The sequence below is a fragment of the Paraglaciecola aquimarina genome (assembly GCF_032464635.1).
Lineage (GTDB): Bacteria > Pseudomonadota > Gammaproteobacteria > Enterobacterales > Alteromonadaceae > Paraglaciecola > Paraglaciecola aquimarina.
Map to the genome: position 1 here is coordinate 1,800,325 of NZ_JAWDIO010000002.1, position 25,907 is coordinate 1,826,231.

A 25,907-nucleotide genomic window follows, 5' to 3' on the forward strand; every position below is an offset into this window, starting at 1 on the left:
CGTGCCTTGTATTTAATTCTGTGTGTTTTACGTATTTAATTTAACTCGTTTGCGATGGAAATATTTTTGTGCCTACTGCTTGTTGTTGCAGTAAGCCCAATAATTTATCTGAATCTTTCCAGCTTGCGATCGTGACATTGCGGCCTAAGCTGTTTGCTGCAGTAAGTGCCGCTTCAACTTTAACTATCATGCCATCGCGAATAACGTTTTGTTCAACCAGTTGGGTAATTTGCTCACTGGTTAATTCGTTTATCAGTACTTTATTCGCATCCAATACGCTAAGGCACATCGGACAACAATAATAACTCAGCGTCTAGTAGCTGGGCAATCACAGTTGCAGCTTGATCGGCATTTATATTCAATAATTGTCCAGAGGCGTCTACACCAATAGAACTGATGATAGGTAACATCTCTGTTTGCACGAGTAATTTTAACAGCGTTGGGTCATTTGCCTGCACCGTGCCAACGGCGCCAAGCTCTTTACGCATGACCTTGGCGGTACACATTTTGCCGTCCACTAGACTTAGCCCCACGGGCGTTAGTTTTGCTTGAATGGCTAAACTTGAAAGCTGCTTGTTAGCGGTTCCGGCTAATGCACCGGTGATGTAAGGCATGTGTTCTGCTGGCGTGACTCGTAAACCATCAATTTTTTGACTCTTAAGGTTTAGCGCTTGCATCAGTTCTTCGACCATAGCCCCGCCGCCATGAACTAACACAAGATGATAGCTTTGCTGCAATTTGCTAAGTGTATTTAGTAACGCTAAAGCGTGGGAATCAGATTGCATAAAAGCGCCACCGACTTTAATTACTAGAGTTGGCATATTTGACATACTATTGCACCAGACCTAAATGTGATTCAAAACCAAAACGTAAGTTCGCACATTGCACTGCCTGCGATGCTGCTCCTTTCAATAAATTGTCAATTGCACTGGTCACAACCAAATACCCTGTGGTTTGGTCATATTTCCAAAATAAATCGCAAAATGGCGTGTTGGCAACGTCATCTACTTTCGGCCAAGGTATTGCGAATTCTAACAATAGGTGTGTTTGCATAGGCATCGGTATATGCCTGTTCGATTTGCGCTTGGTTCACGCCTGCAGCAATTTTCACCGTGATGGTGGCGAGTATTCCTCGTTTGAAATTACCCAAATGGGGAGTGAAAATAACTGGCGCGCCTAAGTACTCAGATATCTCTGGTTGGTGCCGATGACCTAACACACCATAGGCAGTTAAACTCACTTCAGTAAAGCTTGTGCCTAAAGCCGCTTTACGCCCAGCTCCGGATACACCAGATACCGCATTAATAATTGGAAAATGAGCGGCATCCAATAATGCATTTTGTTGAAGCGGCTTCAATGCGGTTAACGAAGCGGTGGGATAACATCCAGGTACCGCAACTAAATTAGCTTGCTTAATTTGGGCTTGGTGCCAATCGGCTAAACCATAAACCGCATCGCTTAATAAATCGCTAGCGGTATGAGCAAAGCCATAAAACTGTTCGAAGACCTGCTTATCTTTAATTCTAAAGGCACCAGATAAATCAAGTATCACTGCTTTTTTATTTGTAAGTTCTGGCATCCATTGATGACTTGCTTCGTGTGGTGTTGCTAAAAAGATTGCATCGTAAGTTTCAGCTAATAATGCTAATTTAGATTCATCAATGGCAGTGAGTGGCAAGTTCACTTGATTGAATAACTTGGGATGAATGTCACCCAAAACTTTACCTGCATCGGCGCTGTTTGTTGATACGAATAAGGCCGCTAAATCAAATTCAGGGTGGTGTTGTATAAGCCTAGCTAGGTCGGCTCCAGCGTAGCCACTAGCTCCAATAATACAAGTTTTAATCATAAGAAATTTCTCAATGGGCTCTAAATGAGCTAAATACAATACAAATTAATGGGAATAAAAAGCACTCTTTGCCAAATATAACACTTATGGCAAAGAGTGAGCTAGACGCGCAACGTCGACTTATCGTCGATACAAGCTGTTGGCGAAGCTAGGCAGGGAACTGTAAACTGTTAAAATTGTTGAAACTAATATGTACATATGCGTTAAATAGCCAATTTATATAGGGTTAGCGAATGGGGGAAAACAAAGGTTTCTCAGCCCATTTGTTATAGCCAGATAGTTTGACATGTTTTATATAGTTATGCAAATAAAGTGAATAATTATTTAGGTGGAGTCTTATGCCAAATTTTTCGTTTTTAGATCTCTATGGGTCTATCGTTGAGAGTCCATCTATAAGTGCTTTTGACCCAAAAATAGACCAAACAAACAAGCCACTAATTGACCTCTTATCAGGTTGGTTTTCAGATTTGGGTTTTACAATAACTATTCAATCAGTGCCTAATGCTCGAAGTAAATATAACATGCTGGCAAAAATAGGCAGTGGTGAAGGAGGCTTACTGTTAAGTGGTCATTCTGACACTGTACCTTTTGACGAAGGCTTATGGCAATCAGACCCATTTCGTTTAAAACAACAAGACAATAAATTATTTGGCCTAGGCACATGTGATATGAAGGGATTTTTTGCTTTCATACTTGAGGCCTTAAAAACAGTACCACTAAATACATTAAAAAAGCCTCTCTACATCTTGGCCACTGCAGATGAAGAAACGTCGATGGCAGGTGCGCGTTTTTTTGCCGAGCAGCAATTAATTAAACCTGACATGGCCATTATTGGTGAACCTACAGAATTGGTGCCAATTTATAAGCACAAAGGGCATATCGCCCAAAGGTTAGATGTGCACGGAAAATCTGGTCACTCTAGCGATCCCGACAAAGGTGTAAACGCGATTGAAATCATGCACCATGCTATTGGCCAACTAATGGAGTTACAGACTCGCTTAAAAAGTAAATATATTGATAAGGCTTTTAGTGTGCCCCACGTGACTATGAATTTGGGGCATATTCATGGTGGCGATAGCGAAAACCGAATTTGTGGTCACTGTACGTTGAATTTTGATTTACGTGCCACGCCAGAATTACCTGATGCAGAAGCGCTATCGTTGATCGATGAGGCGTTAGCACCAGTGTATGCTAAGTACCCCAATAGATTGAGTTTAGAATTAATGTTCCCGTCGGCCCCAGCATTTTCTTGTCGGGATGAGCAAAATATTCTGGCTTTAGCTGAACAACTGACGGGTAAAACATTCCAAACAGCAAATTATGCCACTGAAGCCCCGTTTATAAATAGATTAGGCTGCGACACCATAGTGTTAGGACCGGGCAGTATCGAGCAAGCTCACCAACCAGACGAGTTTGTTTCATTGGATTATGTGGAGCCTACGGTACGTATTTTACAACAAATGATTTACAAAGTGTGTCTCTGATGGTTGCTTTTTGCGCAGTAATGATTGATAAAACAGCTTCACTTGTATAAATTCATAGAAGATGGATTTATTTAAGGGCTAAAGTGAACACTTATAAGACGATTTTTAGTGTTAATGTGTTTATCACTTTAGCAGTGATCTACCTTGTAACCCCATTTACGAGTTTATCCCAAACACTAAAATCCAACCCTCTACCCATCAGTCAACACCCCGATTACTCTAATCATATACGTTTCGCCTTGTCAGGAGAAAATAACCCTCGTTGGGCAGAGAAAGCCGCCTATTTGCAAGAGCTATTACTCTTAGCCTTAGATAAATCTGGGCGAGAGTATACGGCTGAATCGGTAATTTTACCGGACGTTGTGTCTAGCCGCCGAGCTAAATTGCTCGAAGAGGGGGTATTTCATGTGACCTGGATGCACACCAACGCAAAGTTGGAACAAAACTCTAGACCTATTCGAATTCCTCTGTTTAAAGGATTAATAGGGCTACGGTTGTTTTTTGTGCGTAGCAATGATTTAAATCGATTTGCCAATATCTCGACCGTTGAACAACTTAAGTTGCCTTTTGCTGGCCAAGGAGCTGATTGGACTGATGCCCAGATCTTGGAACATAATCAGTTTAATTTAGTTACTGCACTCAACAACGATAAATTATTGGATATGTTGCAACATTCTCGCTTTGATTATTTCCCTCGTGCCGTACTTGAAATATGGTACGAAGACTCATTAAATAAACTTGATAATATTTCAGTCGAGCCTACATTGGCGATTCACTACCCAACCGCACTGTATTTTTTCGTAGCCAATGAAAACAACGCCTTGGCTAGAACCATTGAACTAGGCTTAAATAGGTGTCTAGCTGATGGTTCATTTGATCAGTTGTTCAACCGTTATTTTTCCATGGATATTGCTAAAGCAGATATAGCCAAGCGACGAATTTTTACAATTGATACCGCCGAGTCGTCTTCGTTTTTACCTACTGAACGAAAAGAGCTTTGGTTTTCTTTCGATAACTGATACCAACTAGGATCCAGGTTATGTAGAACTTCCCTCAAAGGAATGTCCTAGCAGGTTTTCTCCGGCGTTCTCGTTATTGAAGAGGAAGTTGCCGTTTCTGCATACCGACGCCTATTCAATAACTCAATATGTTTTTGTCTAAATGACCTCAGCTAAACAACCCAACGCCGCTAGACACAAAAAGAGCGTTATCCAGAGGTTCGACTTATCCAGGACTCAGGTTACTCAACCTGAGTTCTATCTTAATAGCAATACTGATTAGTTAAACTGGCGCTGTTTCCTAAGAAATCAACTTACTCTCTCTTTTGGTAAATGGTTAACAGTATTCAATTTACATGTTAGTATTTTATTTTTGTATCTATAATAGAAATGATTTCGGGGGTTTTGTCTGAAACTTAACCAGTGTGTTTTTCTTAAAACAGGCTTTTTATAGTAGATAAGTCACTTACTTTGCATTGAGCTGAATACAAGTTAATAGGAGTAAACATGAATAGATTGAAAACGAATATAAGCACTTGTGCTGTTGTGACAGGAATATTGATGTCCTGTAATAGTGTAAGCTTTGTGGAAAAAGCTTCGGCAAAAGGTGGCAAAGGTAAAACTAGCATGGCGCCTACTAGTCAAGTGGAAAGTAACAGACTGAATGTAGATGATTGGCATTTAGTGTGGAATGATGAATTTGATTATGCCAACGACGAGTTAGAGAAAAATTGGATTTCACAAAATGGCGCCACTGAGCACCCATTAGTGGCAAGTAGTCGTTGGCGTGAAAATGCGGTAGTTGAAAATGGTGAGCTAAAATTGATCACCAAAAAAGAAACTCGCGCAGGGCAAGATTGGACCTCAGGTAACGTATGGACCAAACAGAATTTTGGTTATGGTTATTTTGAAGCCAGATACAAATATGCTGCTGCACCTGCCACCAACAATTCATTTTGGTTATGGCCTAAACATGGTTCACCTAAAGGTGAAAAACAGTGTGAAGTGGATATTAATGAAGGCCACTATCCAAATGTAATTAACTCAAATGTGCATAATTGGACAGATAAATGGACCTTAGCTAACGGTAAGCAAAAACACTATAGCAATCAAATTGCCCATACTTTAGTGGGACAGCCAGAACATAATATTGTTTTAGATAAAGCTATTTCCACCAACAAAATTCGCCTGACCTCGAAAAATCCTAAAGCCGTTCACTTACGAGAATTTAGAGTATTTCCTGCTGGGATAAAAGCGTTTCCAGATGCTCATAAAGCGCTAGATAATGAGATTATCAATTATGCAGCAGCTGCAGATGTCACTATCACTAACAATGGGACTAATAGTGCTGAAGGAGCTAAAACCAAGTTCTCAGTCGACAATAATTTAGATTCTCGCTGGATATCACGCTCCACAGGCAAGAAATGGATCCAATATGAATGGGCGGATAAAAAAGAAATTGGCGGGATTCAGCTAGTGAATGGTTTGTTGGCACAAGATGGAATCAACAATGGTTGGCTAGAGCCTAAGTTAGCCGCACGTAACCTAATGACAGACTTTACCCTTGAATATTTTGATGGCCAAAAGTGGCAAGTATTTCATGATTACCAGTCATCTGATATTGCTAACTTTGGCGAGGAGTATCACACCTATGGTGTTGCGTGGGATGAAGACTTTTTCCGCTTCTACTTCGACGGTGAGCTTTATTATACTTTACGTAACGATGCATGTTTTAGTGAAACGACTATTTTGTTCAGTCTTGCTATTTTGAAAGGGAATTATTCTGGCGAAATCACCGATGCCTTAGATGGTACCGCAATGACGATTGACTACGTAAGATACTATCAAGCTAAATAAACCTGAGTGAAAGATCGGCATGTTGTAAGTTTGATGTAAACTAAAATGGCCTTTATTTAAAAAATGTTGTAAATTGTATACAATTTAAAGATTCATCAATACAAGGGTTTTTTTGTGAGTAAAGAAGCCTAGTTGTCTCAGAGGGATAATAGTGAAAGATAATAAATGTAGAGTGTTAGCTGGTTTAGGTATGTTGATCTTTGCTGGAGCGGCCTTGGCGAAAACACAGCAACCAAACATTCTTTGGATCATTACAGATGATCACCGTCCTGATTCTATTCAAGCTTACAATCGCGCGACTACAGGTAAAAGTGAAAGTGCATTAGGATATGTGTCTTCGCCTAATATAGATAAACTTGCTAGTGAAGGGGTGTTATTTACTCGCGCTTATAATCAATCACCGGCCTGTGGTCCTTCTCGTACCTCAATGCATTTAGGAAAGTACCCATTTAGAACAGGTAAGTATGCTTGGGAACAAGTGCACCAAGATACAGATTTTGCTACGCCTGCTGTTTCTCAAAGCCTAAGAGATGCAGGTTATAGTACTGCAATTATTGGTAAAACCCATCATGCTATAAGAGAAACGTTTACGGGAAAGAGTACTATTTTTGATCTAGAAATAGAATTTAACCGAGATTTATATCGTCAAGGTTTTGGGGGCTTTTACCAAACTGGGGCTTATGGTCTGATTGACGGTTTGCTTTTACGCCGAGATAGTAAAGAAACCGTGTATTATCCAGATGGTCGTAAGAAAACCTATGTTTTATCAAAACAAGACCGGTTGTTAACGGCTGCAGAGCAAGCTGTAGTGGATGATGTAGAACAAGAGTTTGATATACTGAGAGCTTATACTCGAATTAATAAAGGGCTTATTTTAGGTGGAGTTAATCCACAACCAGCGGATAAAACCGTTGACGCTCGTATTGTTGACGAATATCAAAATTACTTACAAAATGCGGGTAAAACATATAAAACACTAGCGGGAAGAAAAGTACAGGGGGCAGATGAAGATAAGCCTGTATTTGTTAATTTAGGTTTCCATTTACCTCACACTCCCGTGATGCCTCCCAAAGAGTTTCGTGAGCAGTTTGCAGACAAGAAATATAAAGTGCCGGCTTTTGATAGCGAAGAATTAGCCACTTTTACCCCTCAACAAATGCAGATTTATAACGAATCTAAAACTGACGCAATGAAACCTGAACATAAACAACAGGCCATCCGTGATTACTATGCGTTTACTGCTTTTGGTGATTCTTTAATCGGTGAAGCCGTAGAAGACTTTAAGGCATATTCAAAGCAGCAAGGTCGTGATTATCTGATTGTATTTACTGTGGGAGATCACGGATGGCATCTTGGCGAACAAGGGATTATGGCTAAGTTTGGTTCTTGGAAAGAGTCTCTTAATGGTGCGGTGATAGTGGTGTCATCAGATAAGAAAAAATTCCCGGCTGGTAAAGTGGTAGACAAGCTGGTTGAGTATGTGGATTTTGCGCCTACACTAATGGCCGCTGCGAATATCGATGTTGAAGACAAGCTATACAATTATTTAGATGGCGTTGATCTAGACAAGATTGCTAATGATAAGACCTTCCGTCGTGATTATATTTTAGGTGAGATGAATCTAGTATCTGGCCATAGAGCGTATATGCGCACTAATGACTTTGCATTTTCGATGCGCACTCGTGATAAAAGAACTGTGGCTGAAACGCCTTACTTAAATGACAATATCACTTGGGCCTTAAATAGCCACGTGTTAAAAGCGGACATGGCCTTGTATGATCTTCGCAATGATCCACTTGAAAGAAATAACATTGCTTATACACTTGAGTATATGCCCTTGGCTAATTGGTTTCGTAATAAGTTAGGTAATATTGTATTGGGCGACGGCCGTGTTGAAATGGATTGGTCGACTAAGAATAGCTATAACATTAGTAATTTTGCTGCTGGCTCAGATGACAAAATTATCGATATTCCTAAAGAATTAGTGCCGGCAAAAGATATCACTAATTTGCAAAGACCTAATTGGTAATCAAAATTTTATAGTTACAACTAAATATACTTTAAGACCACCTTTATGATTTATTTCATTAGGTGGTTTTTTATTTGCTTAGCCAAGCTGGCTTCAAGCAATGAAGAACATGCTTTCCTAAAAATAAGTAAATTTGTCGCTTTAATTCTTAGCTTGAATTGGTATGCTGCAAGTCTACATTCTAAAATTACTCTTACAGCATATGCAAAAAACGATTGCCTTAGTCGCACATGATCATAAAAAACCAGATTTGGTCAGCCTGGTCTCTTTCACATAAATTGGAATTGGCTAAACATAAACTGGTAGCCACTGGTACAACAGGTGGTATTTTACAAAAGGAACTGAACTTAGATGTGCATAGATTCAAAAGTGGCCCTCTAGGTGGTGATCAACAAATCGGTGCGTTAATCGCCGAACAAAAATTAGACTGCTTGATCTTTTTTGGGATCCTCTAAATCCAGCGCCCCATGATCCAGATGTAAAAGCGTTATTACGTCTGTGTTCGGTATGGAACTTGCCGGTAGCATGCACCACAGCTACTGCAGATATGTTGATTACATCGCCATTATTTATTGGCTCAGAATATAAAAGGATTATTCCTAATTTTTAAGAAAAAACACCAAGCAAGTCGTTAACATCTTACTTGGTGTCCAATCTATTGGCTGCATAGTTAAGCTCTATTTATACTGTTCCACAGAGTTGCAGTAGGTAGGGCTTTTCATAACCAAAACGCTGCAAATGTTAGGCTTCTATTGGTTGCCTTTTTCCTTTACGCTCACCTTTATGCTTTCTTTTCATCATACGCTGCATTTTACTTTGTTGCTCTGGCGTCAATATATTCCATATATCGTGTTTGCTTTTTGCTCGCAACATTGACATCTCATAGAAATCATCTTTATATTCTGCGCTTAATGATAGCCATGCATCGGCACTAAATTCGCCGCTCGCAATGAGCTCTCGTTCAGCTTGCTTAAAGGACTTCATTTTTTCTCGATAGCTACTTGCAGCTTCTTTAGCCTGACTCTTGATGCTTTCTATTGCAGCTGTCTGTTCTGTAGATAGAGCACGTTTTAGACCTCTTTCTCCTTTATGCTTGCCTTCACCTTTACGCTTTCCTTTTCGCTTACCTTTGCCGTCAACTTTGGCTGAACGTTGTTCCATGATCGCAGATAATTGGTCACGCTGCTCACTGGATAACACATTTAATACTGCGTGTTTGTTTTCTGCGCGTTTTAATGCAGCGTCAGACATTTTAGTTTGTTGTTCCAACAACAAGGTTTCTACCGCTGATTGATTCCATTCATTGGAATGAATTAAGGCGGCTAGTTCCTTTTACTCGTTGAGCCATTGGGCCCTAAAGCGCGACGGTCTTCACGACTCTGTTTAAATATTTGCTTAATATCTTGTTTCTGTGTTTCGGAAAGTGATAGTTGTGAAAGTACTTTAGCCATTCTGTGGGCGTCATGGCCGTTTTCAGGTTTAGCCAATACCTGACTTGAAAGTGTTAATGTAACGGCTAACGCAATGGGGGTGACGATTGTTATTAGTTTACGCATAATATTGTCCTTTGGTTAAAGTTAAGCTCAATGTTCGATTGAGCATGTGAGGTAGTTTAGACAATGGAATGCAAAGAAACTTATAGGCATTGTAAAGCTTGTGTAAAGACAAATAGGGTAAAGAGTTAAGCTGCGTTATAGTGCGTACATCTCAGGTATTAAGGCAAGTTCATGACAAACAAACATCTATTACTAATTGATGATGACACTGATTTTACTCAGTTGTTATCGCAATATTTAGGACCCCAAGGATACAATATCGATATTGCAAATGATGGCGAAATGGGCTTGAGTATGGCGACATCAAGTACTCATTATGACTTGATTTTATTAGATGTAATGTTGCCCAAGCTAGACGGATTTGAAGTCCTAAAACGTTTACGATCCAGTCATCTAACACCTGTTTTAATGCTGACCGCCAAAGGCGATGACTACGATAAAATTCTTGGTTTAGAGATTGGCGCTGATGATTATTTAGCCAAGCCATTTAATCATCGAGAGTTGTCTGCACGGATCAAAGCGCTGGTCAGGCGTATGGCGATGCTGCCTAGCAATAGCATTCAGCAAAACCTGAAACTAGATGATGTAGAGTTATCACCTTCGACCCAACAGGTGCATTGCGCGGGTCATTTATTGGTACTAACCGGTACAGAGTTTTCTGTATTGCAGTTATTGATGATTAATCAAGGTAAGTTAGTCAGTAAAGAAGATATCAGTGAAAAGGTACTTGGCCGCAAGTTGGCCGCTTTCGATCGTAGTATCGATATGCATGTCAGTAACTTACGGAAAAAACTGGCTAAGCACAGCGCTGAAGAAAAAATCAAAACGCTGCGTGGTGCGGGTTATCAATACTTGGCGAAAACATGCCTTTCTTAGCACGACTAAATCCTGCAAGGAGTTTATTTTTTAGAGTATTTCTTTGGTTTTGGTTAGCGACGTTCTTAATCTTTATGAGTTCAACTTGGTTGGTTCAGCAGTTGGACTCTGGGGTGAAGTATCGCCCATTAAAACCAAACCAATTAAAGGAATTGAATCAAGTCGCCCGTAGGTTTCAATTTCAAATTAATAAGAATGACGTTGACGTCAAAAGCTATGCGCTGCAGTTAAGCAAACGCAGCCGCTTTTGGGCGGTCTTAGTGGACGCGGACACGAGTACTGCGATATTTGGCCTAAAGGACAATCAGACTAAGACTAAACAACTTTTGGAACAGTTCGATCAGCAAAGTTCGGCTTTAGTGATGGAAACCCAAGGCCGAGTTTATATTGGACCAGTTGAAATCAACAAAAACGACAAAACTTACTTGTTATTTACTGCAACTAACCAACCTGGTGGCTCTTTGAGGCTTATTCGGCACGAGTATCCAGGACTATTTTCTTTCTTTTTAATATCCTTTAGTGGCTGTCTATGTTACTTGTTTGTGCGCTCATTATTAAAGCCTATTATCCAAGTGCAACGGGCGTCTAGGCGAATGGCTAGCGGTGATTTGGCTGCTAGAGTGGGTAATGCTAGTGTTCGAATGGATGAAATTGGTCAGCTCAGTCGAGATTTTAATTCTATGTCTGAAAAAGTAGAAATGTTACTGAACGGACAAAAACGCTTATTGGCAGATATTTCACATGAACTTCGTTCTCCATTAGCCCGTTTACAGTTATCCATAGGTATTGCCCAACAACAACCGTCTGAGCATATTTCAGTCGATTCTCAGCTAGCTTTGGAACGCATTGAAAAAGAAGCGAATCAAATTGAGAGTATGATCGCCCAAGTCTTGATGTTATCCAGACTCGATAATCAAGCGGCAGTGCTAAATAAACAAAGCATCATGTTCGAACAATTGATGTCGCCTATTCTGAATGATGCTATGTTTGAAGCACAACAGAAGGGCAAAGTAATCACTTATAATGCGACTGACAATCCTGAGCTGTTGATCGATCCGCAACTGATGGGTAGTGCTATCGAAAATATTTTACGTAATGCTATTCACTATTCTGTCAGCCAAATTCAGGTATCTATTACGGTAAATCACAACCAATTGGAGTGCATTATTGCTGATGATGGAGATGGCATTGATGAGCAACAAATTGAGAAAATATTTGAACCTTTTATCGTTCGTCCACTGCCAGAGACAGAAACAGTGGTGGGGTAGGTTTAGGTTTAGCTATCGCTTGTAGAGCTATTCTGCAGCACAATGGAAAAATACACGCGATCAATCGAGAAACCGGAGGTTTACAAGTTAAGGTTTGTTTGCCAATAGTAGAGGTATAAAGAGAATGAGCCTTTAGTCTTAGGAGTGCTATGTAACCTGAATCTTGGATAAGCCGAACCTCTGGATAACGCTCTTTTCGTGTTTAGCGGCGTTGGATTGTTTAGCAATAACACGTTAGTAGGTACAACAATCCGCCTTGTTATACACGAAAAATTTCGTTACCGAGTCACATTCAGTTGAGGTTATGTAGACAAAAACATGTTAAATCATTGAATTATATTGATATTGCTTAGCGTAAACTAGTGTTTAGCTTAAACCATAACTCTTATCCAGAACTCAGGTTATGTAATAATGAAAATCGAAAAATTGATGACAAAAAATGTCATTACTGTTGAGTTAGATGACAGCCTAAGGCTAGTAAAAAAGACATTTGATAACGCATCATTTCATCATATTTTGGTTGTGGAAAAAGGCGTATTGTACGGTGTCATTTCTGATAGAGACTTACTTAAAACCATTAGTCCCAATATTGATACACCAAGAGAAAAGGCGCAAGACACGGCTACGTTAAATAAAAAAGTACATCAAGTTATGTCTCGTAGGCCGATATGTGCAAAAGCCGAGCAAGATATTTTTGCGGCAATTGCGATTATTAACAAACACAATATTTCTTGTTTGCCGATTGTTAATGAAAAAAATCAGCCAATCGGCATTTTAACGTGGCGAGATATTCTTACTGAGATTGAAAAAATCACAATCGAAAGAAACAAAGTAAAGCATAACGCACATGAACCAATTTTCCTTTACCTCAGAGTCCACATTGGCCGCACATTTTGACCATGTGATCCAGCCATTTTGGCAGCAACAAGTCGTGCAAGGTCTGTTTAAAGGCGTGGCTGATATAGACATAGCTTATGCTTACGTTGTTCACCCTAAAGCCATAGGCTCAGTAGTGATTGTGAGTGGGCGAATTGAGAGCTTACTCAAATACAAAGAGTTTGTTTTTGATATATACCAGCAAGGTTATTCGGTCTTCATTCATGACCATAGAGGCCAAGGGTTGTCTGGGCGGATGACGCAGGATCCGCAAATGGGCTTTGTCCATAGCTTTGATGATTATGTGGCTGACTGCAAAACTTTTATGCATCAAGTGGTGAATCCTCTCTCTCGGCATAAAGCTAGTTTGATTTGTCATTCTATGGGCGGGGCGATTGGTACCTTGTTAGTTTTAGATAGTCCTCATTTGTTCAAAAACATCATATTGTCAGCGCCTATGTTTGGCATTAAACCGACACTGCCTAGCTGGCTTGCTCACTTGTTATTGAAAAGTCATGCTTTGCTTAGTCGGATGAGCGGTAAAGAAATCAACTACTTTTTTGGCCAAAAAGGCTATTCACCTAATTTATTTGCCGACAATGAATTAACCCATAGTGCCATTCGCTATCAATTATTTCGTCAAGAATATGAGGCCCTGCCACAGCTTAAGCTTGGCGGTGTAACAGGTCATTGGCTAGCAGCAGCCATTGTTGCAATGGATAAAATTGAACAACAAGTCAAAGAGTTTCCTATCCCCGCATTGGTGCTGCAAGCAGGTGGCGATACTGTGGTAGACAATACGCGTCAAGCTAGAGTCGCCAATGATATGCCCCATGTAAAATTGGTGGTTATCAAAGATGCTAAACATGAGTTGATTGCTGAGCAAGATAGTTACCGTGACGTTTGTCTAGGCGAGATGCTTACTTTTATTCAGCAAAGCTAAACGACAGCATTAAAGCGTTTTAATTGTGCTTATTGTTGGCTGTTATTTTGCTATTATTCTGTCATTACATTTCAAAAATAAGACCTGCATGTTAGATATCGTATTATACCAACCAGAAATTCCCCCAATACCGGCAACATTATTCGTCTTTGCGCCAATACAGGTTTCGCCCTGCATTTAATTGAACCGTTAGGTTTTGAATGGGACGACAAAAGAGTAAGGAGAGCGGGGTTGGATTATCATGAATTTGCCAAAGTTCAGCGTTATCCAAATTTAGAAGCCTATATCGCCGCCCGCCATCCAAAACGCTTATTTGCTTGTACCACCAAAGGAACGGCCTTTTTCGCTAAGGTTAAATATGAAGCGGGTGATGCTTTGATTTTTGGGCCAGAAACGCGAGGTTTGCCAGATGACTTTATTCAATCACTACCCGAGCAACAAAGAGTGAGAATTCCTATGTTGCCTGAAAGTCGTAGTATGAATTTGTCGAACGCAGTATCGGTATTTGTATACGAAGCGTGGCGCCAACTTGACTTTGAAGGCGCCGTTTAGCCTTGCTAAATAAATGCGTATGCGTCGCCAAATAGGTTTTTGCTATCAAGGCCTTGTTGGCAAAAATCTGTTCTAACTGTTTTTGCCATTTCAAAACGGCCCGCTACAAACACCTTGTAAGCACTTAAATCGGAAAACTCATTTAGCACCGCTTGATGCACCCACCCCGTTTTCCCTTGCCAGTTTTCGTCTGGTATTTCTACTACGGGCACAAAGGTAAATTGTTGGTGTTGTTCGGCTAAAGCCGTTAGTTGTTCAAACGCGTACATGTCTTCGAATGTACGTGTGCCCCAAAATAAATGAATAGGTGCAGGTACAGGTTCAGACAAGAGCTTTTCTAAAATTGAAAATGTATATGAAAAACCTGTTCCGCCCGCTAAAAGAATGATTGGACGAGTGCATATTTTCTTGAGAAACGCGTCACCCAAACCTCCTTCGACGTCAATTTTACCCTCAGCCTGCATTTTTTCTAACACTTGGCCTGCATACTGGTTGCCTATGGCTCAGCTCCAATATGTAACTCGATAGTTCCATCCTCTCTAGGGGCATTAGCAATGGAGAAAGGGCGTTTATCGGTATCGCCCATAACCACTTGCAAATACTGTCCTGCAAAGAAGTTTAATGGTGATTCAGGCGTTAACACTACTCGGCTAATTACCTTGGTTAGTGCTTCAATTTTATCGACCTGACAGGTAATTTTTGGCATGGCGTTCTTCTGTTTTATGACTGTTAGTTTGAATATTAATCAGTAATTATTACAAATAACCTTTGATATTCATCGCATTGAGATTTAGGCTCAGGAAATGGATTATAAACGTATGAGTGCTGATATACGAGTCGCTTTACGCTGATAATTCAAGGTTTTATGTTAGTGAGTTGAAATCCTGTTATGGTGTTGGACTTAAGCGGGGTCATCACTCAAACACTTGCGATAAGAAAAGAGGATTATTTATGACATTTTCACCTGAAATGGTTGAAGAACTAAATCTATTACTAAAATTTCCAAATAAAAGTTTAATGCAAGGTCTAAAAATTCACCATGACGCAGACGAGACTACGGTTTCAGCGGCGCAAAGGCTATTTGACAAAGGCATTACAACTTTGCCTGATGGAGGCTATTTAACTGACTTAGGCCATGATTTATTGGAACATGGGCAAGTTATTAACTTGGCGTTAACCGCTAAGTAAAAACAGGCATGCACTCCCTATATCGAAAAATTTTATAGAATACAAAATATTGCCGATATAGGGTGTATGAAATTAAAACGGCACGACTTAATTATGCTATCAAAGCGCTTATCAACGTTACTTTTTTCCTTTTTGACCGCCGTTAGTATGGCTCAATCAAGCTTTGCCGCAGAGCAAGTGAAGGCGGTTCAGTTATATTCTCAAGATGAATTAATTAACCTTATTAATCGAAATGAACATTTAGCCCGTGTAGTGCTAGATAAATGCCAATTGGTGCAAGATATTCAAGCCAACGCTGATACGTTATTGATCCCAGCATACCAATTTCTGTGGGGTGACATGTTAGCGTGGGGAGTATGTGTCGATGCCGATCCAGTAAGAGGGGTGGCTTTTATGCATCGCTCTGCAGAGCAAGGCTTGCCCGCAGGACTTGAACAGTTAGGGCGTTACTATGCTCAAGGTAAACTAGTGCAACAAGACAAAGAGCGAGCCATAGTGTTTTTACGAGAAGCGTCTATGCTGGGAAATTTGCAGGCACAAATTCGTTTGGTTGAATTGTTTATTGAAGGATATGGTAGCCCCTACGATTATGAAGATGCATATCACTGGTTATACAACGCCATCACAGCTGATAAAAAAATCCATGAGAAAATCGCCAAGTGCATGCAAGATCTTGCAAAACTGATGCACCCAAAAGCGGTGCGAAAAGCTAAGCGTCCCCTTAATTCTTAAGTTTTCTGCACTAAGTCATTAAACAATCATTAATTTCTAAATACCCGAGCGTATAACTTGGGTATACTAACGGCATTAAATTTAGCCAATGAAAACTGCAAGGCCTATGAGCGACGATCCCTACTATCAACGCGAAAAAGAAAAATATGATAATCCAGTGGCCAGTCGAGAATATTTACTCGAATTACTAGTCAAGGCGAAAAAGCCTCTGTCTTTTTTAGAGTTTTGCCAATTGGTCAATGCCGAAGATGAAGAGAGTCGCATTGGAATTCAACGTCGCCTGCGAGCGATGGAGCGAGAGGGGCAAATTGAGTTCAATCGCGATAAAAAATACGCCAAATTAAAACTGGAAGAACTGATCCAGGGTAAAGTCATTGGTCACAGGGACGGCTTTGGTTTTCTAAAACGTGACGACGGCGAGAAAGATCTATTTATCCACCAAGCACAAATGGCCACGGTGTTACATGGCGATATAGTGCTGGTCAAAGAAAGCGGTACCGATAATCGTGGTAGACGTGAAGCGCGTATCGCTAAAATTGTTGAGCCTCGCACAGAGCCAATTGTTGGTCGCTATTTCTTTGAAAATAACGTGGGCATAGTGATACCAGATGATAGCCGAATCAGCCACGAGATCATGATCCCTAAAGAACAAACCAATGGTGCCCGACAAGGGCATATAGTGGTAGTAGAAATCGTGCAGCGCCCGCGTAAACGAGTCAATGGCATTGGTAAAATAGTCGAAGTACTAGGTGAGCATATGGCATCAGGTATGGAAATTGATATGGCATTGCGCACCTTTGATATTCCTCATCATTGGCCTAAAGGTGTTGATCGACAAACTAAAGGTTTGACGGAGCAAGTCCCTGATGAAGCCAAAGAAGGCCGAGTCGATTTACGCCAACTGCCTTTGGTTACCATTGATGGTGAAGACGCTAGAGACTTCGATGATGCAGTTTTTTGTGAACCATTAGATGAAGGTGGTTGGCAATTGTGGGTGGCGATTGCGGATGTAAGTTATTACGTACGTCCTAGCACGGCACTAGACAGTGAAGCGCAAAACCGCGGTACCTCGGTCTATTTCCCCGAACAAGTTATTCCTATGTTGCCAGAGGTTCTGTCTAATGGCCTATGTTCGTTAAACCCACAAGTTGACCGTTTGTGTATGGTCTGTGAAATGACCATCGATGGGACAGGGAAATTAGTCGAACACCAGTTTTACGAAGCGGTGATGAATTCTCATGCCCGACTCACCTACACGAAAGTTTGGGATATTTTGCAGGGCGATCCAGAGTTACATAAACGCTATGCCGAACAAGTCCCGCACTTAAAGAACTTACACGACATGTACCGTACTTTAAAACGTACTCGTAACAAACGTGGTGCCATTGAATTTGACACTCAAGAAAGTAAGTTTATTTTTAATGCCCAGCGTAAAATTGATCATATTGTGCCTGTGACGCGAAACGATGCACATAAATTGATTGAAGAATGTATGATTTTAGCCAATGTTGCAGCGGCTAAAACCATCGAGAAAAATCAAGCTGAAGCTTTATTCAGAGTACATGCAGAACCCGACGCTGATAGATTGTCATCATTTTTGTCTTATCTCGCTGAAGTAGGCATTAGCCATAAAATTGGCAGTGAAGTCTCGCCCCAAGACTTCACCGACGTAGTAGAGAAAATTCAGGGACGGCCAGATCAAGAATTGATTCAAACCATGCTTTTAAGGTCGATGAAACAAGCCGTATATGACCACGAGAATATCGGTCATTTCGGCCTAGCTCTACAAGCTTACGCACACTTTACTTCGCCAATTCGTCGTTATCCAGACTTAGTGGTGCATCGTGCACTAAAAGCAATTATTGATAAGCAAAACCAGCGTAAGAGCAAATCTGGAGGCAAAGCTTATTCAGCAGATGAAGTAGAAGCGCTAGGTGAACAATGCTCTATGGCTGAGCGCCGTGCCGATGATGCCACTCGCGATGTGGCAGATTGGTTGAAGTGTGAATTCATGCTGGATCATGTCGGTGACGTATTTCCTAGGTGTCATTGCTTCTGTGACCAATTTTGGTTTTTTTGTCAGGTTAACCGAATTCCACATTGATGGTTTAGTGCATATCACTTCCTTAGACAATGACTACTTCCGTTATGATGATGTGAAACAGTATTTGATTGGCGAAAATTCGGGAGTGGTATATCGCTTAGGTGATCCGGTTGAAGTAAAAGTCGCGTCGGTTAATTTAGATGAGCGTAAAATCGATTTTTTACTAGACGGTATTCATGGTAAAAATATTAAACGCTCTGCTGGTAAAAAGAGTGTACGTAGTCGTAAGAAGAAAACCGCTAACCAAACGGCCGAAAAATTAGAAAGTTCAGCAAGCAAAGCGCAAGACAAGCCAGCCACTGGTCGCAAAAAAAGCACCAGCAAAACGGTGGCTAAAAAGCCTAGAGCTAGCTCAAGTAAAACCAAAAGTTCTCGCAATAAACCTGCTAGTTCATCTAGGAAGAGGAGTAAATAAATGGCTCAACAAGAGTGGTTGTACGGTATTCATGCCCTTGAGTCTGTGATCCAGCGAGAGCCTGAGCGCCTAATCGAACTGTTTGTACTAAAAGGTCGCGACGATAAAAGCATTCATTCAATTGTTTCGCAAGCGCGAAAATTTGGTGCCTCGGTTCAATTTTGTCAGCGCAAAACCTTAGACGACAAAGTGGATGGTGGTCAACATCAAGGTGTAGTCGCCAAGGTGAAGCCAGCAAAACAATTTAATGAAAATGACTTGGCGGCCATAGTTGAGTCTAGCAAAACCCCGTTTTTATTGATTTTAGATGGCGTAACCGACCCTCACAATTTGGGGGCTTGTTTGCGTACCGCTGATGCGGCAGGTGTAGATGCCGTAGTGGTACCTAAAGACAAATCAGCGGCGCTTACTCCGGTTGTGCGCAAAGTCGCTTGCGGTGCTGCGGACGTTATTCCATTGGTGCAAGTGACTAACTTAGCGCGAACCTTACGCGACTTACAAGACGCTGGTGTGTGGATTGTGGGTACTGCAGGTGAAGCCGAAAACAATATTTTTGATTGTAAACTAAGCGGGCCAATGGCCTTAGTCATGGGTGCAGAAGGCAAAGGTATGCGACGCTTAACTCGTGAACATTGTGATGAGTTAATTAAGTTACCTATGGCCGGCTCAGTGTCTAGTTTGAACGTCTCGGTAGCAACGGGTGTATGTTTGTACGAGATTGTTAGGCAACGTAGTTAAAAGATTGCCTTAAGAATCTTCTTCGCTAAGTCTCTGTCCATACATTCTCCTAGAGGCTTAGTGGCGAATTTTTTTTGTTTAGTTTTATGTTCTTGTCCTACCCATGTTTGCTGCTTGTAGGTCACTTCTACTCGGCAAGTGATGTTGTCAGTTCCTTTATACATAAGTTTTACTTGTGATGCCCTGTCAATGAGCATCTTATAGGGATAGCCTTCTTGAGTGAATATTTTTTCCTCTATTGCCTCATTTGCATAGCTATTTAAGCCAAGTGACAATACTATTATCGAGAATAATATAGCGTTCAATAGGTTGTTTTTGGTGATTTTCATAGGCCGCTCCTTAATCAGTTAAATACCCTGTTGGGTATCCTTAAATTAGAATTAAATAAGCTTGCTGACAAACGATGAAAACTAACATACAGTTAAGTTTTACTTAATTATTGGGTGTGGTAAATGCAAAAATTACCTCCGCTAAATGCCCTGCGATATTTTTTAGTTGCCGGACAAACCCTAAGTTTTAAACAAGCCGCTGAGCAGTTATTCGTCAGCCAAGCGGCGATTAGTCAACATATTAAAACCCTAGAGCAACATCTAGGTGTGCCACTTTTTGTTAGGGGAACACGTCAGGTTCAACTTACTGAACAAGGCAAACGCCTGTTGCCTGATATTCAAGCTGGATTTGATAGCTTTGCCCGGGGAGTGAAAGCACTACAGCAAGATAGTGATCCTAAAGTGTTAAATGTCACTGTGGTGGAATCATTATCCACACGTTGGTTAGTACCTCGTCTACAAGATTTTCAAGAGCAATATCCAGATATTCGAGTGCGCCTAGAGCCTTCAAATCGGGTGCGTAGCTTTGACGATACCGATATCGATTTGGCCCTTAGGTTTGGCGAAGGTAAATACTCTGGCCTAGAGAGTCGCTTTGTTTTAGGCGATAGATACGTTTTAGTGTGTCATCCTAGTTTGATGCGGCCAAATATGGTGCCAGAAGATTTGTATCAGCTTCCTGTGTTAGAAGAAATAGGACCTATTACCGGTAAAGCTTGGCAGGCATTTTTACGACAATACGATTTACAAGACGATAAATTCAACAGAGTGTTGCAGGTGGAAGATTCGACCGTGACCATAGTAGATGCGGCCATTGCGGGTCAGGGGATTGCGATGTTACGTTACAACTTGATATACGAACAAATTCAAAAACAACAATTGGTGATGTTGCTCAATTTTTCTGACCCCAGTTTTTATTCCTATTACTTAGTGGCCCCGGCCCACCACTTCAAACGAAGAAAAGTGAAACTATTCGCGAGTTGGTTAACACTAGCTTTGTCAGCAATCAAGTAACGCAATGAGTACCATTTAGATGAGCTCTATTTAGAAATACAATTGGGACACCCATAATTACCGCGGTTGTGAAGAAAATACAATTGGGACACCCATAATTGCAGCGGTTGTGAAGAAAATATAATTGGGACACCCATAATTGCCGCGGTTGTGAATGATGGGGCTCAACTAACTTTCAAGTCAATAGTGACGCTACTTTGCGCTTGTTGATGAGATTTTATTTGGTTTGTTTGCTATTTTGAGTACCAGCATACCATCACTACAAGAAATTGAGCTTTGAGAGTTGTCATCATTATTTTAGCGATATCACTATTCTCTTGTCTGGGGAGCGATAAGCCGCCTGTGTGGGTAAAACCTGAATCTACGACAATAAACTGCGGTGATTACTATAGCCTTAAGACTGAGTTAGGGATTATTAATAACAATGTATGGAATAAGCATGCAGCGGCAGATGATACTTGGAGTCAGTGTTTAGAGAAGAAGATTGTTGGTGGTGAAACTGTTTTTGGCTGGTCTTGGGCTTGGCCTGTTGGCCGCCAAGTTATCTATGCCTATCCACAAATAAAGATTGGTTCTTCACCTTGGGCTCCTGAGCCTAAATTTGATAGCGCATTTCCGCTAAAAATATCTGAACTCAAAAAGTTGGAGATAGCCCATGATGTCGAAATCCTTACGAATGGGGAGCATAATATTGCTACCACTACTTGGCTTGTTAGCGAGCCTTATACTGGAAGCAAGCCGAATCCTGCGGTAATTACTGCTGAGATTATGATTTGGACATATGCAACAGATGGGCACTTCAGCCCTGCTGGCCGTAAACGTGGTGAACTCACAGTTAACGGTATTACTTGGGAGGTGTGGTATCAAAAAGAGTGGGACGATAAGTCGGGTATGAATGACAATAAATGGGTGAGTGTATCATTTAAGGCCAAGCAATCGTCTATGCACGCTATGATCCCAGCCTTACATCTTCTGAATTATGCGGTCCAAGAGAGTTTAATCCCCGACAACCTATATGTAGCGGATGTAGAGTTAGGAAATGAGATTATGAGCGGCTCTGGCATCACGTGGGTAAAGGCGTTCAGCGTTCACTACCAAAAATAACTGCAGTAAAACGGATATCCGAACTGGATAAGCAGCATCTTGCCACTTACCACGCCCTCTATTTTGAGAGTTTAGATCCCCGTTAACAGCATGCAGGGATGACGTTTTTTAGGTAGTCATCCCAGTGTCTAGCAAGTCCTGTTATCCCCGCGTCTCCCAATTGTGTCATTCCAATGCCTCGCTGAACCTGTCACTCCGGTAGTATTTTAAGCCGGAGATCCGTTGGCTTTTTTGCTCTTGCGGCAACGTGCCAGATGATGGCTTTGAGATGAGGATAGGTTTGTCAATGCTCTATTTTTTCTAGCGCACTGCACCGGTTTGGTCAGCAGATACCTGCCGTAATTCCCGGCTCCTGTCTTGTTGCTTGCTATTAGCCTTATATTAAATTTCTAGGTCTGGACTTTTAGCTGGTGTATTGTGAAGTTTTACATTTTGAGAACGATTTATGAATGCCACTATTCTTGCTCTAATGGGGTACATTGGATTAATTCTTGTGTTGCTAATTGTGATGGTTAGCTATCGCACAAGTCTGATCCAGAAAAAAGTTAAACTGCCGAATAGTTTCAGTACAGATGCTGCTGGCGAACCTGCTTTTGGTTTGCGTATAAATAGGACTCACGCTAATGCGATTGAAGGCTTTAGCTTTATTGGTGGTTTAATGTTACTAGCACTAGCAACCGATTCAACCGCTATTACTGATGGTTTAGCATTTTGGATGCTAGGAGCAAGATTAGGACAATCTGTCACCCATCTAGCGTCGACAAGTGTTATGGCGGTGCAGATTCGTTTTGTATTTTTTCTATTGCAAGTCGCCATTGCGATTTATTGGTTAAGCATGTTTGCTGTTAAATTTATCTAAACAAAAAGCTATTATACTTTATCCAGATAGCGGCTAGTTGAGTTATCATGTACGTCTTATTAGCCGTTGTTATATGAATTTTATGTTTTCATTTTTTGAACGCTTAACCAATGCGTTTCCTGCTGAACATCCTAAGCAGCCACCCAACACTCTTTTTGCCTTTTGTTGCCACTATACCCAAGGTATGTGGCCAGCCATTTTTACTGTCTCCATTTTGGCAGCAAGTATTGCGGCGTTAGAAGTCTCGTTATTTGGTTTTTTAGGCCAACTTGTTGACTTGTTAGCAGCTAGCGATCGTGCCACTTTCATAGAACAAAACTCGTCAAGCTTAATTTGGATGGGGTTGCTGGTGTTGGTCGTGTTGCCTTTGTTGGTCGTCACTCAGTCTATGGTTTCTCATCAAAGTTTGATGGGGAATTTCCCAATGAAAATTCGCTGGCAAGCCCATAGGTATGTGATTGGTCAGAGTTTAGGTTACTTTCAAAATGAATTTGCTGGGCGGGTTGCGACCAAAGTGATGCAAACTGCCTTGGCGGTGCGTGAAACCGTGATGAAAACACTCGATATTTTGGTGTATGTGAGTGTGTATTTTGTCAGCATTTTATTTTTAGTGTTTACCGCTGACTGGCGTTTAACCGCGCCTTTGATCATTTGGTTTGTGGTGTATGTCATTATTTTACGTGTGCTTATTCCCAAATTAAAACGAGTGTCGCAAAAGCAAGCCGATGCCCGTTCTATGATGACTGGGCGTATCGTTGATAGTTACACCAATATCACTACCGTCAAGTTATTTGCCCACACCAGTCGTGAGTCTGAATATGCCAAAGAAGGAATGTTAGGCTTTTTACAAAAAGTATATCCACAGATGCGTTTAGCGACTGTGTTATACGGTTGTGTTTGGTTTAGCAATGCTCTATTGGTGTTTAGCATTAGTGCTCTGGCTATTTATTTATGGATGTTAGAGTTAGTCACTCCTGGTGATATAGCAATCACAGTGAGCTTATGCTTGCGCTTAAACGGTATGTCTCAGTGGGTCATGTGGGAGGTGTCATCGTTATTTGAAAATATTGGTACTGTACAAGATGGTATCAACAGCCTATCTGTGCCAGTTGATGTAAAAGACAAGCCTCAGGCGAAAGCGTTGTCCATGCAAGGGGGAGCGATTCATTTTGAAAATGTTAACTTTGGCTATCAAGGCGCAGGTGATATTCCTATTTCGGTATTTAGAGATCTAAACATTAAAATTAAACCTGGTGAAAAAGTGGGGTTAGTTGGCCGCTCTGGTGCAGGTAAATCAACTTTAGTGAATTTACTGTTGCGTTTTTATGATGTACAAAGTGGCAGCATAAAAATTGACGGTCAAGATATTAGTGATCTTAAACAAGAGTCCCTTCGCGCCAATATTAGTATGGTCACCCAAGACACCTCTTTATTGCATCGTTCAGTGCGTGACAACATATTATATGGTCGTTTAGACGCCAGTGAAGAAGATATGTTAAAAGCTGCTAAGCAAGCTGAGTCAGACGAATTTATTCAGACTTTATCTGACTTACAAGGCCGTACGGGGTACGACGCCCATGTAGGTGAGCGCGGGGTGAAACTATCAGGTGGTCAGCGCCAACGTATTGCTATTGCTAGAGTCATGCTAAAAGATGCGCCAATACTGATTTTGGACGAAGCGACTTCTGCCTTAGATTCAGAAGTCGAAGCGGCTATTCAGCACTGTTTAAACAAAGTAATGGAAAACAAAACAGTACTCGCTATCGCTCATAGGTTATCGACCATAGCGCAAATGGATCGATTATTAGTATTGGATAAAGGTCGTATTGTTGAGCAGGGCTCTCATGCAGAATTACTCGAACAAGGCGGAATTTACGCCAAGTTATGGGAACATCAAACCGGAGGGTTTATTGGGTTGGAGTGATAAATGAAACTTGTGCTTCATTCGAAGTTATCGCGCTAAACTCTTTTACCGTAGGTGTTTAGTTAAACTGTTTTGAGCTCGTATCTTTATCGAGAACAGTTTAGCTGGCTTTAACTAATAGCTACGAATATTAGACTCGTAGCTAGAGGCTCGACACTCGCCGCATATGTGCGTAGCTCGTTTCTCACCCCTCGCTTTTATTTACTGACTTACGCTCGTACTAAAGCAGTCATTAAACCTATTAAACCGCCAAATACGCCCCCCCATACGACTAACCAGCCTAGGTGTTGTTTGATCATTTGTTGAATAATATTCTTCACCATTTTGGGCGTAAGCTCATTCAGGCGCTTTTCAACTATGTCGTTAATTTTCTGCTGCAGGTCATCGCCCATTTTAGGGTGTTGCAGTTGCTGTTGGACTATTTCGTTAAACTGTTCGCTTTGGCTGATGTCTTTAATTGATGCGGTCATTTTGTCGATGAAGGGCTGTTTAAGTGGCTCTAATGCCTCAACGCCACCAAACATATTTAGCATCTGGCCAAATGATGAGGCTTGGATAACCGCTACTAAAGAGTCAAAAGTAGGGGCAAGGTCAACTTTTTCGATAATAGGTCCCAAGTTCAAATCTATGTTCTGTTTGCCGTCACTTATAAAGCGTTGAATGTTCTCGGTAGTAAAAAATTGCTGCATGATTAAATTGCGAATACCTTGTTTAAAATCTTCAAAGTGCTCGGGAATAACTCCAGAGCCATACAAGCCGGGGACTTTTTCAAACAACATATGAATAGCTAACCAGTTGGTGAGTGCACCAGATAAGGCGAATAGCCCTACGGTTTCAATGATGGGATTTTTTAATATAAATCCAGCGGCTATGCACAATGCAGCGAAAACGTTGGTGATAATATTTTTGTTCAAGAGAGGCCTGCTGTTACGTCAATTAAAACTAGGCGGGTTTTATAGCAAGTTATTTGCTCGTGTCAATATTTATGGAGCTAGGCAGTACAAAGTTGTACCTCATTTAAGTGCAAGGCGGTCTGCAGATGCGTATTTATGGTATGAGTTTTAGACATAGAATCGAAAAGAGAAAATCAACGAATAAAAAAACGGCCTCAAAAAGAGGCCGTGAAAATGGTCAATACATTACAAATTTTGCAAAGCACCAACCCTCCATGTTGATAAATTTGAAAGCTCGCTGGTGGACTGTTTACCTCAG

18 protein-coding genes and 7 pseudogenes are annotated in these 25,907 nt (G+C 41.1%); 18 read left to right on the plus strand and 7 right to left on the minus strand.

Going from position 1 to position 25,907, the window contains the following annotated elements:
• Window positions 1-40: 40 nt before the first annotated feature.
• Both argB and argC read right to left on the minus strand, forming a co-directional pair.
• Window positions 41-821 (minus strand): annotated as a pseudogene (gene argB / locus RS130_RS09155) (acetylglutamate kinase).
• 10 nt (window positions 822-831) lie between these two features.
• Window positions 832-1,849, minus strand: a pseudogene (gene argC, locus RS130_RS09160) (N-acetyl-gamma-glutamyl-phosphate reductase).
• A 338-nt stretch (window positions 1,850-2,187) separates the two neighbouring features.
• Between argC and argE the strand changes: the two are divergent.
• The 5 genes and pseudogenes from argE (at window position 2,188) to RS130_RS09185 (ending at window position 8,827) form a co-directional block, all read left to right on the plus strand.
• Window positions 2,188-3,333 carry an acetylornithine deacetylase gene (gene argE / locus RS130_RS09165; protein ID WP_316025707.1) on the plus strand — a complete coding sequence of 382 codons (1,146 nt, stop codon included), beginning with the start codon at window positions 2,188-2,190 and terminating at the stop codon, window positions 3,331-3,333.
• Between the two features lie 83 nt (window positions 3,334-3,416).
• Window positions 3,417-4,352, plus strand: coding sequence for a hypothetical protein (locus RS130_RS09170; protein ID WP_316025708.1), 936 nt, complete (start codon window positions 3,417-3,419; stop codon window positions 4,350-4,352).
• Window positions 4,353-4,838: 486 nt separating this feature from the next.
• The gene (locus RS130_RS09175; protein WP_316025709.1) at window positions 4,839-6,188 is read left to right on the plus strand and encodes a glycoside hydrolase family 16 protein; all 1,350 of its coding nucleotides are present in this window, start codon (window positions 4,839-4,841) and stop codon (window positions 6,186-6,188) included.
• A gap of 151 nt (window positions 6,189-6,339) precedes the next feature.
• On the plus strand, window positions 6,340-8,217 hold the full coding sequence (locus RS130_RS09180) for a sulfatase-like hydrolase/transferase (protein ID WP_316025710.1): 1,878 nt from the start codon (window positions 6,340-6,342) through the stop codon (window positions 8,215-8,217).
• Between the two features lie 202 nt (window positions 8,218-8,419).
• Window positions 8,420-8,827: pseudogene (locus RS130_RS09185) on the plus strand (methylglyoxal synthase).
• 131 nt (window positions 8,828-8,958) lie between these two features.
• On the opposite strand, the gene RS130_RS09190 reads toward RS130_RS09185, so the two are convergent.
• The gene (locus RS130_RS09190) at window positions 8,959-9,486 is read right to left on the minus strand and encodes a Spy/CpxP family protein refolding chaperone (RefSeq protein WP_316025711.1); all 528 of its coding nucleotides are present in this window, start codon (window positions 9,484-9,486) and stop codon (window positions 8,959-8,961) included.
• Between the two features lie 53 nt (window positions 9,487-9,539).
• The gene (locus RS130_RS09195) at window positions 9,540-9,773 is read right to left on the minus strand and encodes a hypothetical protein (RefSeq protein ID WP_316025712.1); all 234 of its coding nucleotides are present in this window, start codon (window positions 9,771-9,773) and stop codon (window positions 9,540-9,542) included.
• A 171-nt stretch (window positions 9,774-9,944) separates the two neighbouring features.
• On the opposite strand from RS130_RS09195, the gene RS130_RS09200 reads away from it, so the two are divergent.
• The 5 genes and pseudogenes from RS130_RS09200 (at window position 9,945) to trmL (ending at window position 14,288) form a co-directional block, all read left to right on the plus strand.
• A complete protein-coding gene (locus RS130_RS09200) occupies window positions 9,945-10,649 on the plus strand; it encodes a response regulator (protein ID WP_316025713.1) in 705 nt (234 codons plus the stop codon).
• Between the two features lie 593 nt (window positions 10,650-11,242).
• Window positions 11,243-12,036, plus strand: a pseudogene (locus RS130_RS09205) (ATP-binding protein).
• Between the two features lie 292 nt (window positions 12,037-12,328).
• Window positions 12,329-12,814: a CBS domain-containing protein gene (locus RS130_RS09210; protein WP_316025714.1), complete on the plus strand. Its 486-nt coding sequence runs from the start codon at window positions 12,329-12,331 to the stop codon at window positions 12,812-12,814.
• The gene (locus tag RS130_RS09215) at window positions 12,765-13,736 is read left to right on the plus strand and encodes an alpha/beta fold hydrolase (protein WP_316025715.1); all 972 of its coding nucleotides are present in this window, start codon (window positions 12,765-12,767) and stop codon (window positions 13,734-13,736) included. The genes RS130_RS09210 and RS130_RS09215 overlap by 50 nt, the downstream gene beginning before the upstream one ends.
• A gap of 88 nt (window positions 13,737-13,824) precedes the next feature.
• Window positions 13,825-14,288 (plus strand): annotated as a pseudogene (trmL, locus tag RS130_RS09220) (tRNA (uridine(34)/cytosine(34)/5-carboxymethylaminomethyluridine(34)-2'-O)-methyltransferase TrmL).
• Window positions 14,289-14,293: 5 nt separating this feature from the next.
• Here the strand turns inward: trmL and fre are convergent.
• Window positions 14,294-14,994: pseudogene (gene fre / locus RS130_RS09225) on the minus strand (NAD(P)H-flavin reductase).
• A gap of 245 nt (window positions 14,995-15,239) precedes the next feature.
• Here fre and RS130_RS09230 point away from each other — a divergent pair.
• The 4 genes and pseudogenes from RS130_RS09230 (at window position 15,240) to rlmB (ending at window position 19,465) form a co-directional block, all read left to right on the plus strand.
• Window positions 15,240-15,476, plus strand: a complete 237-nt coding sequence (locus RS130_RS09230; RefSeq protein ID WP_316025716.1) for a TIGR02647 family protein — start codon at window positions 15,240-15,242, stop codon at window positions 15,474-15,476.
• A 147-nt stretch (window positions 15,477-15,623) separates the two neighbouring features.
• A complete protein-coding gene (locus RS130_RS09235; protein ID WP_316025717.1) occupies window positions 15,624-16,208 on the plus strand; it encodes a tetratricopeptide repeat protein in 585 nt (194 codons plus the stop codon).
• Window positions 16,209-16,314: 106 nt separating this feature from the next.
• Window positions 16,315-18,727: pseudogene (rnr, locus tag RS130_RS09240) on the plus strand (ribonuclease R).
• Window positions 18,728-19,465 carry a 23S rRNA (guanosine(2251)-2'-O)-methyltransferase RlmB gene (gene rlmB, locus RS130_RS09245; protein WP_316025718.1) on the plus strand — a complete coding sequence of 246 codons (738 nt, stop codon included), beginning with the start codon at window positions 18,728-18,730 and terminating at the stop codon, window positions 19,463-19,465.
• On the opposite strand, the gene RS130_RS09250 is transcribed toward rlmB, so the two are convergent.
• On the minus strand, window positions 19,462-19,794 hold the full coding sequence (locus RS130_RS09250) for a hypothetical protein (RefSeq protein ID WP_316025719.1): 333 nt from the start codon (window positions 19,792-19,794) through the stop codon (window positions 19,462-19,464). The two genes, rlmB and RS130_RS09250, sit on opposite strands and share 4 nt — an antisense overlap.
• A 123-nt stretch (window positions 19,795-19,917) precedes the next feature.
• Here RS130_RS09250 and RS130_RS09255 point away from each other — a divergent pair, with 123 nt between their 5' ends.
• The 4 genes from RS130_RS09255 (at window position 19,918) to RS130_RS09270 (ending at window position 24,695) form a co-directional block, all read left to right on the plus strand.
• Window positions 19,918-20,808 (plus strand): LysR substrate-binding domain-containing protein, encoded by an 891-nt coding sequence (locus tag RS130_RS09255; RefSeq protein WP_316025720.1) that lies wholly within the window; start codon window positions 19,918-19,920, stop codon window positions 20,806-20,808.
• A 276-nt stretch (window positions 20,809-21,084) separates the two neighbouring features.
• Window positions 21,085-21,912, plus strand: a complete 828-nt coding sequence (locus RS130_RS09260) for a GH12 family glycosyl hydrolase domain-containing protein (RefSeq protein WP_316025721.1) — start codon at window positions 21,085-21,087, stop codon at window positions 21,910-21,912.
• A gap of 445 nt (window positions 21,913-22,357) precedes the next feature.
• On the plus strand, window positions 22,358-22,771 hold the full coding sequence (locus tag RS130_RS09265; RefSeq protein ID WP_316025722.1) for an MAPEG family protein: 414 nt from the start codon (window positions 22,358-22,360) through the stop codon (window positions 22,769-22,771).
• Window positions 22,772-22,853: 82 nt separating this feature from the next.
• Window positions 22,854-24,695, plus strand: a complete 1,842-nt coding sequence (locus tag RS130_RS09270; RefSeq protein WP_316028015.1) for an ABC transporter ATP-binding protein — start codon at window positions 22,854-22,856, stop codon at window positions 24,693-24,695.
• Between the two features lie 209 nt (window positions 24,696-24,904).
• Here the strand turns inward: RS130_RS09270 and RS130_RS09275 are convergent, their stop codons facing one another.
• Complete coding sequence (locus tag RS130_RS09275) at window positions 24,905-25,609, minus strand: DUF445 family protein (protein WP_316025723.1); 705 nt, start codon at window positions 25,607-25,609, stop codon at window positions 24,905-24,907.
• Window positions 25,610-25,907: the final 298 nt, after the last annotated feature.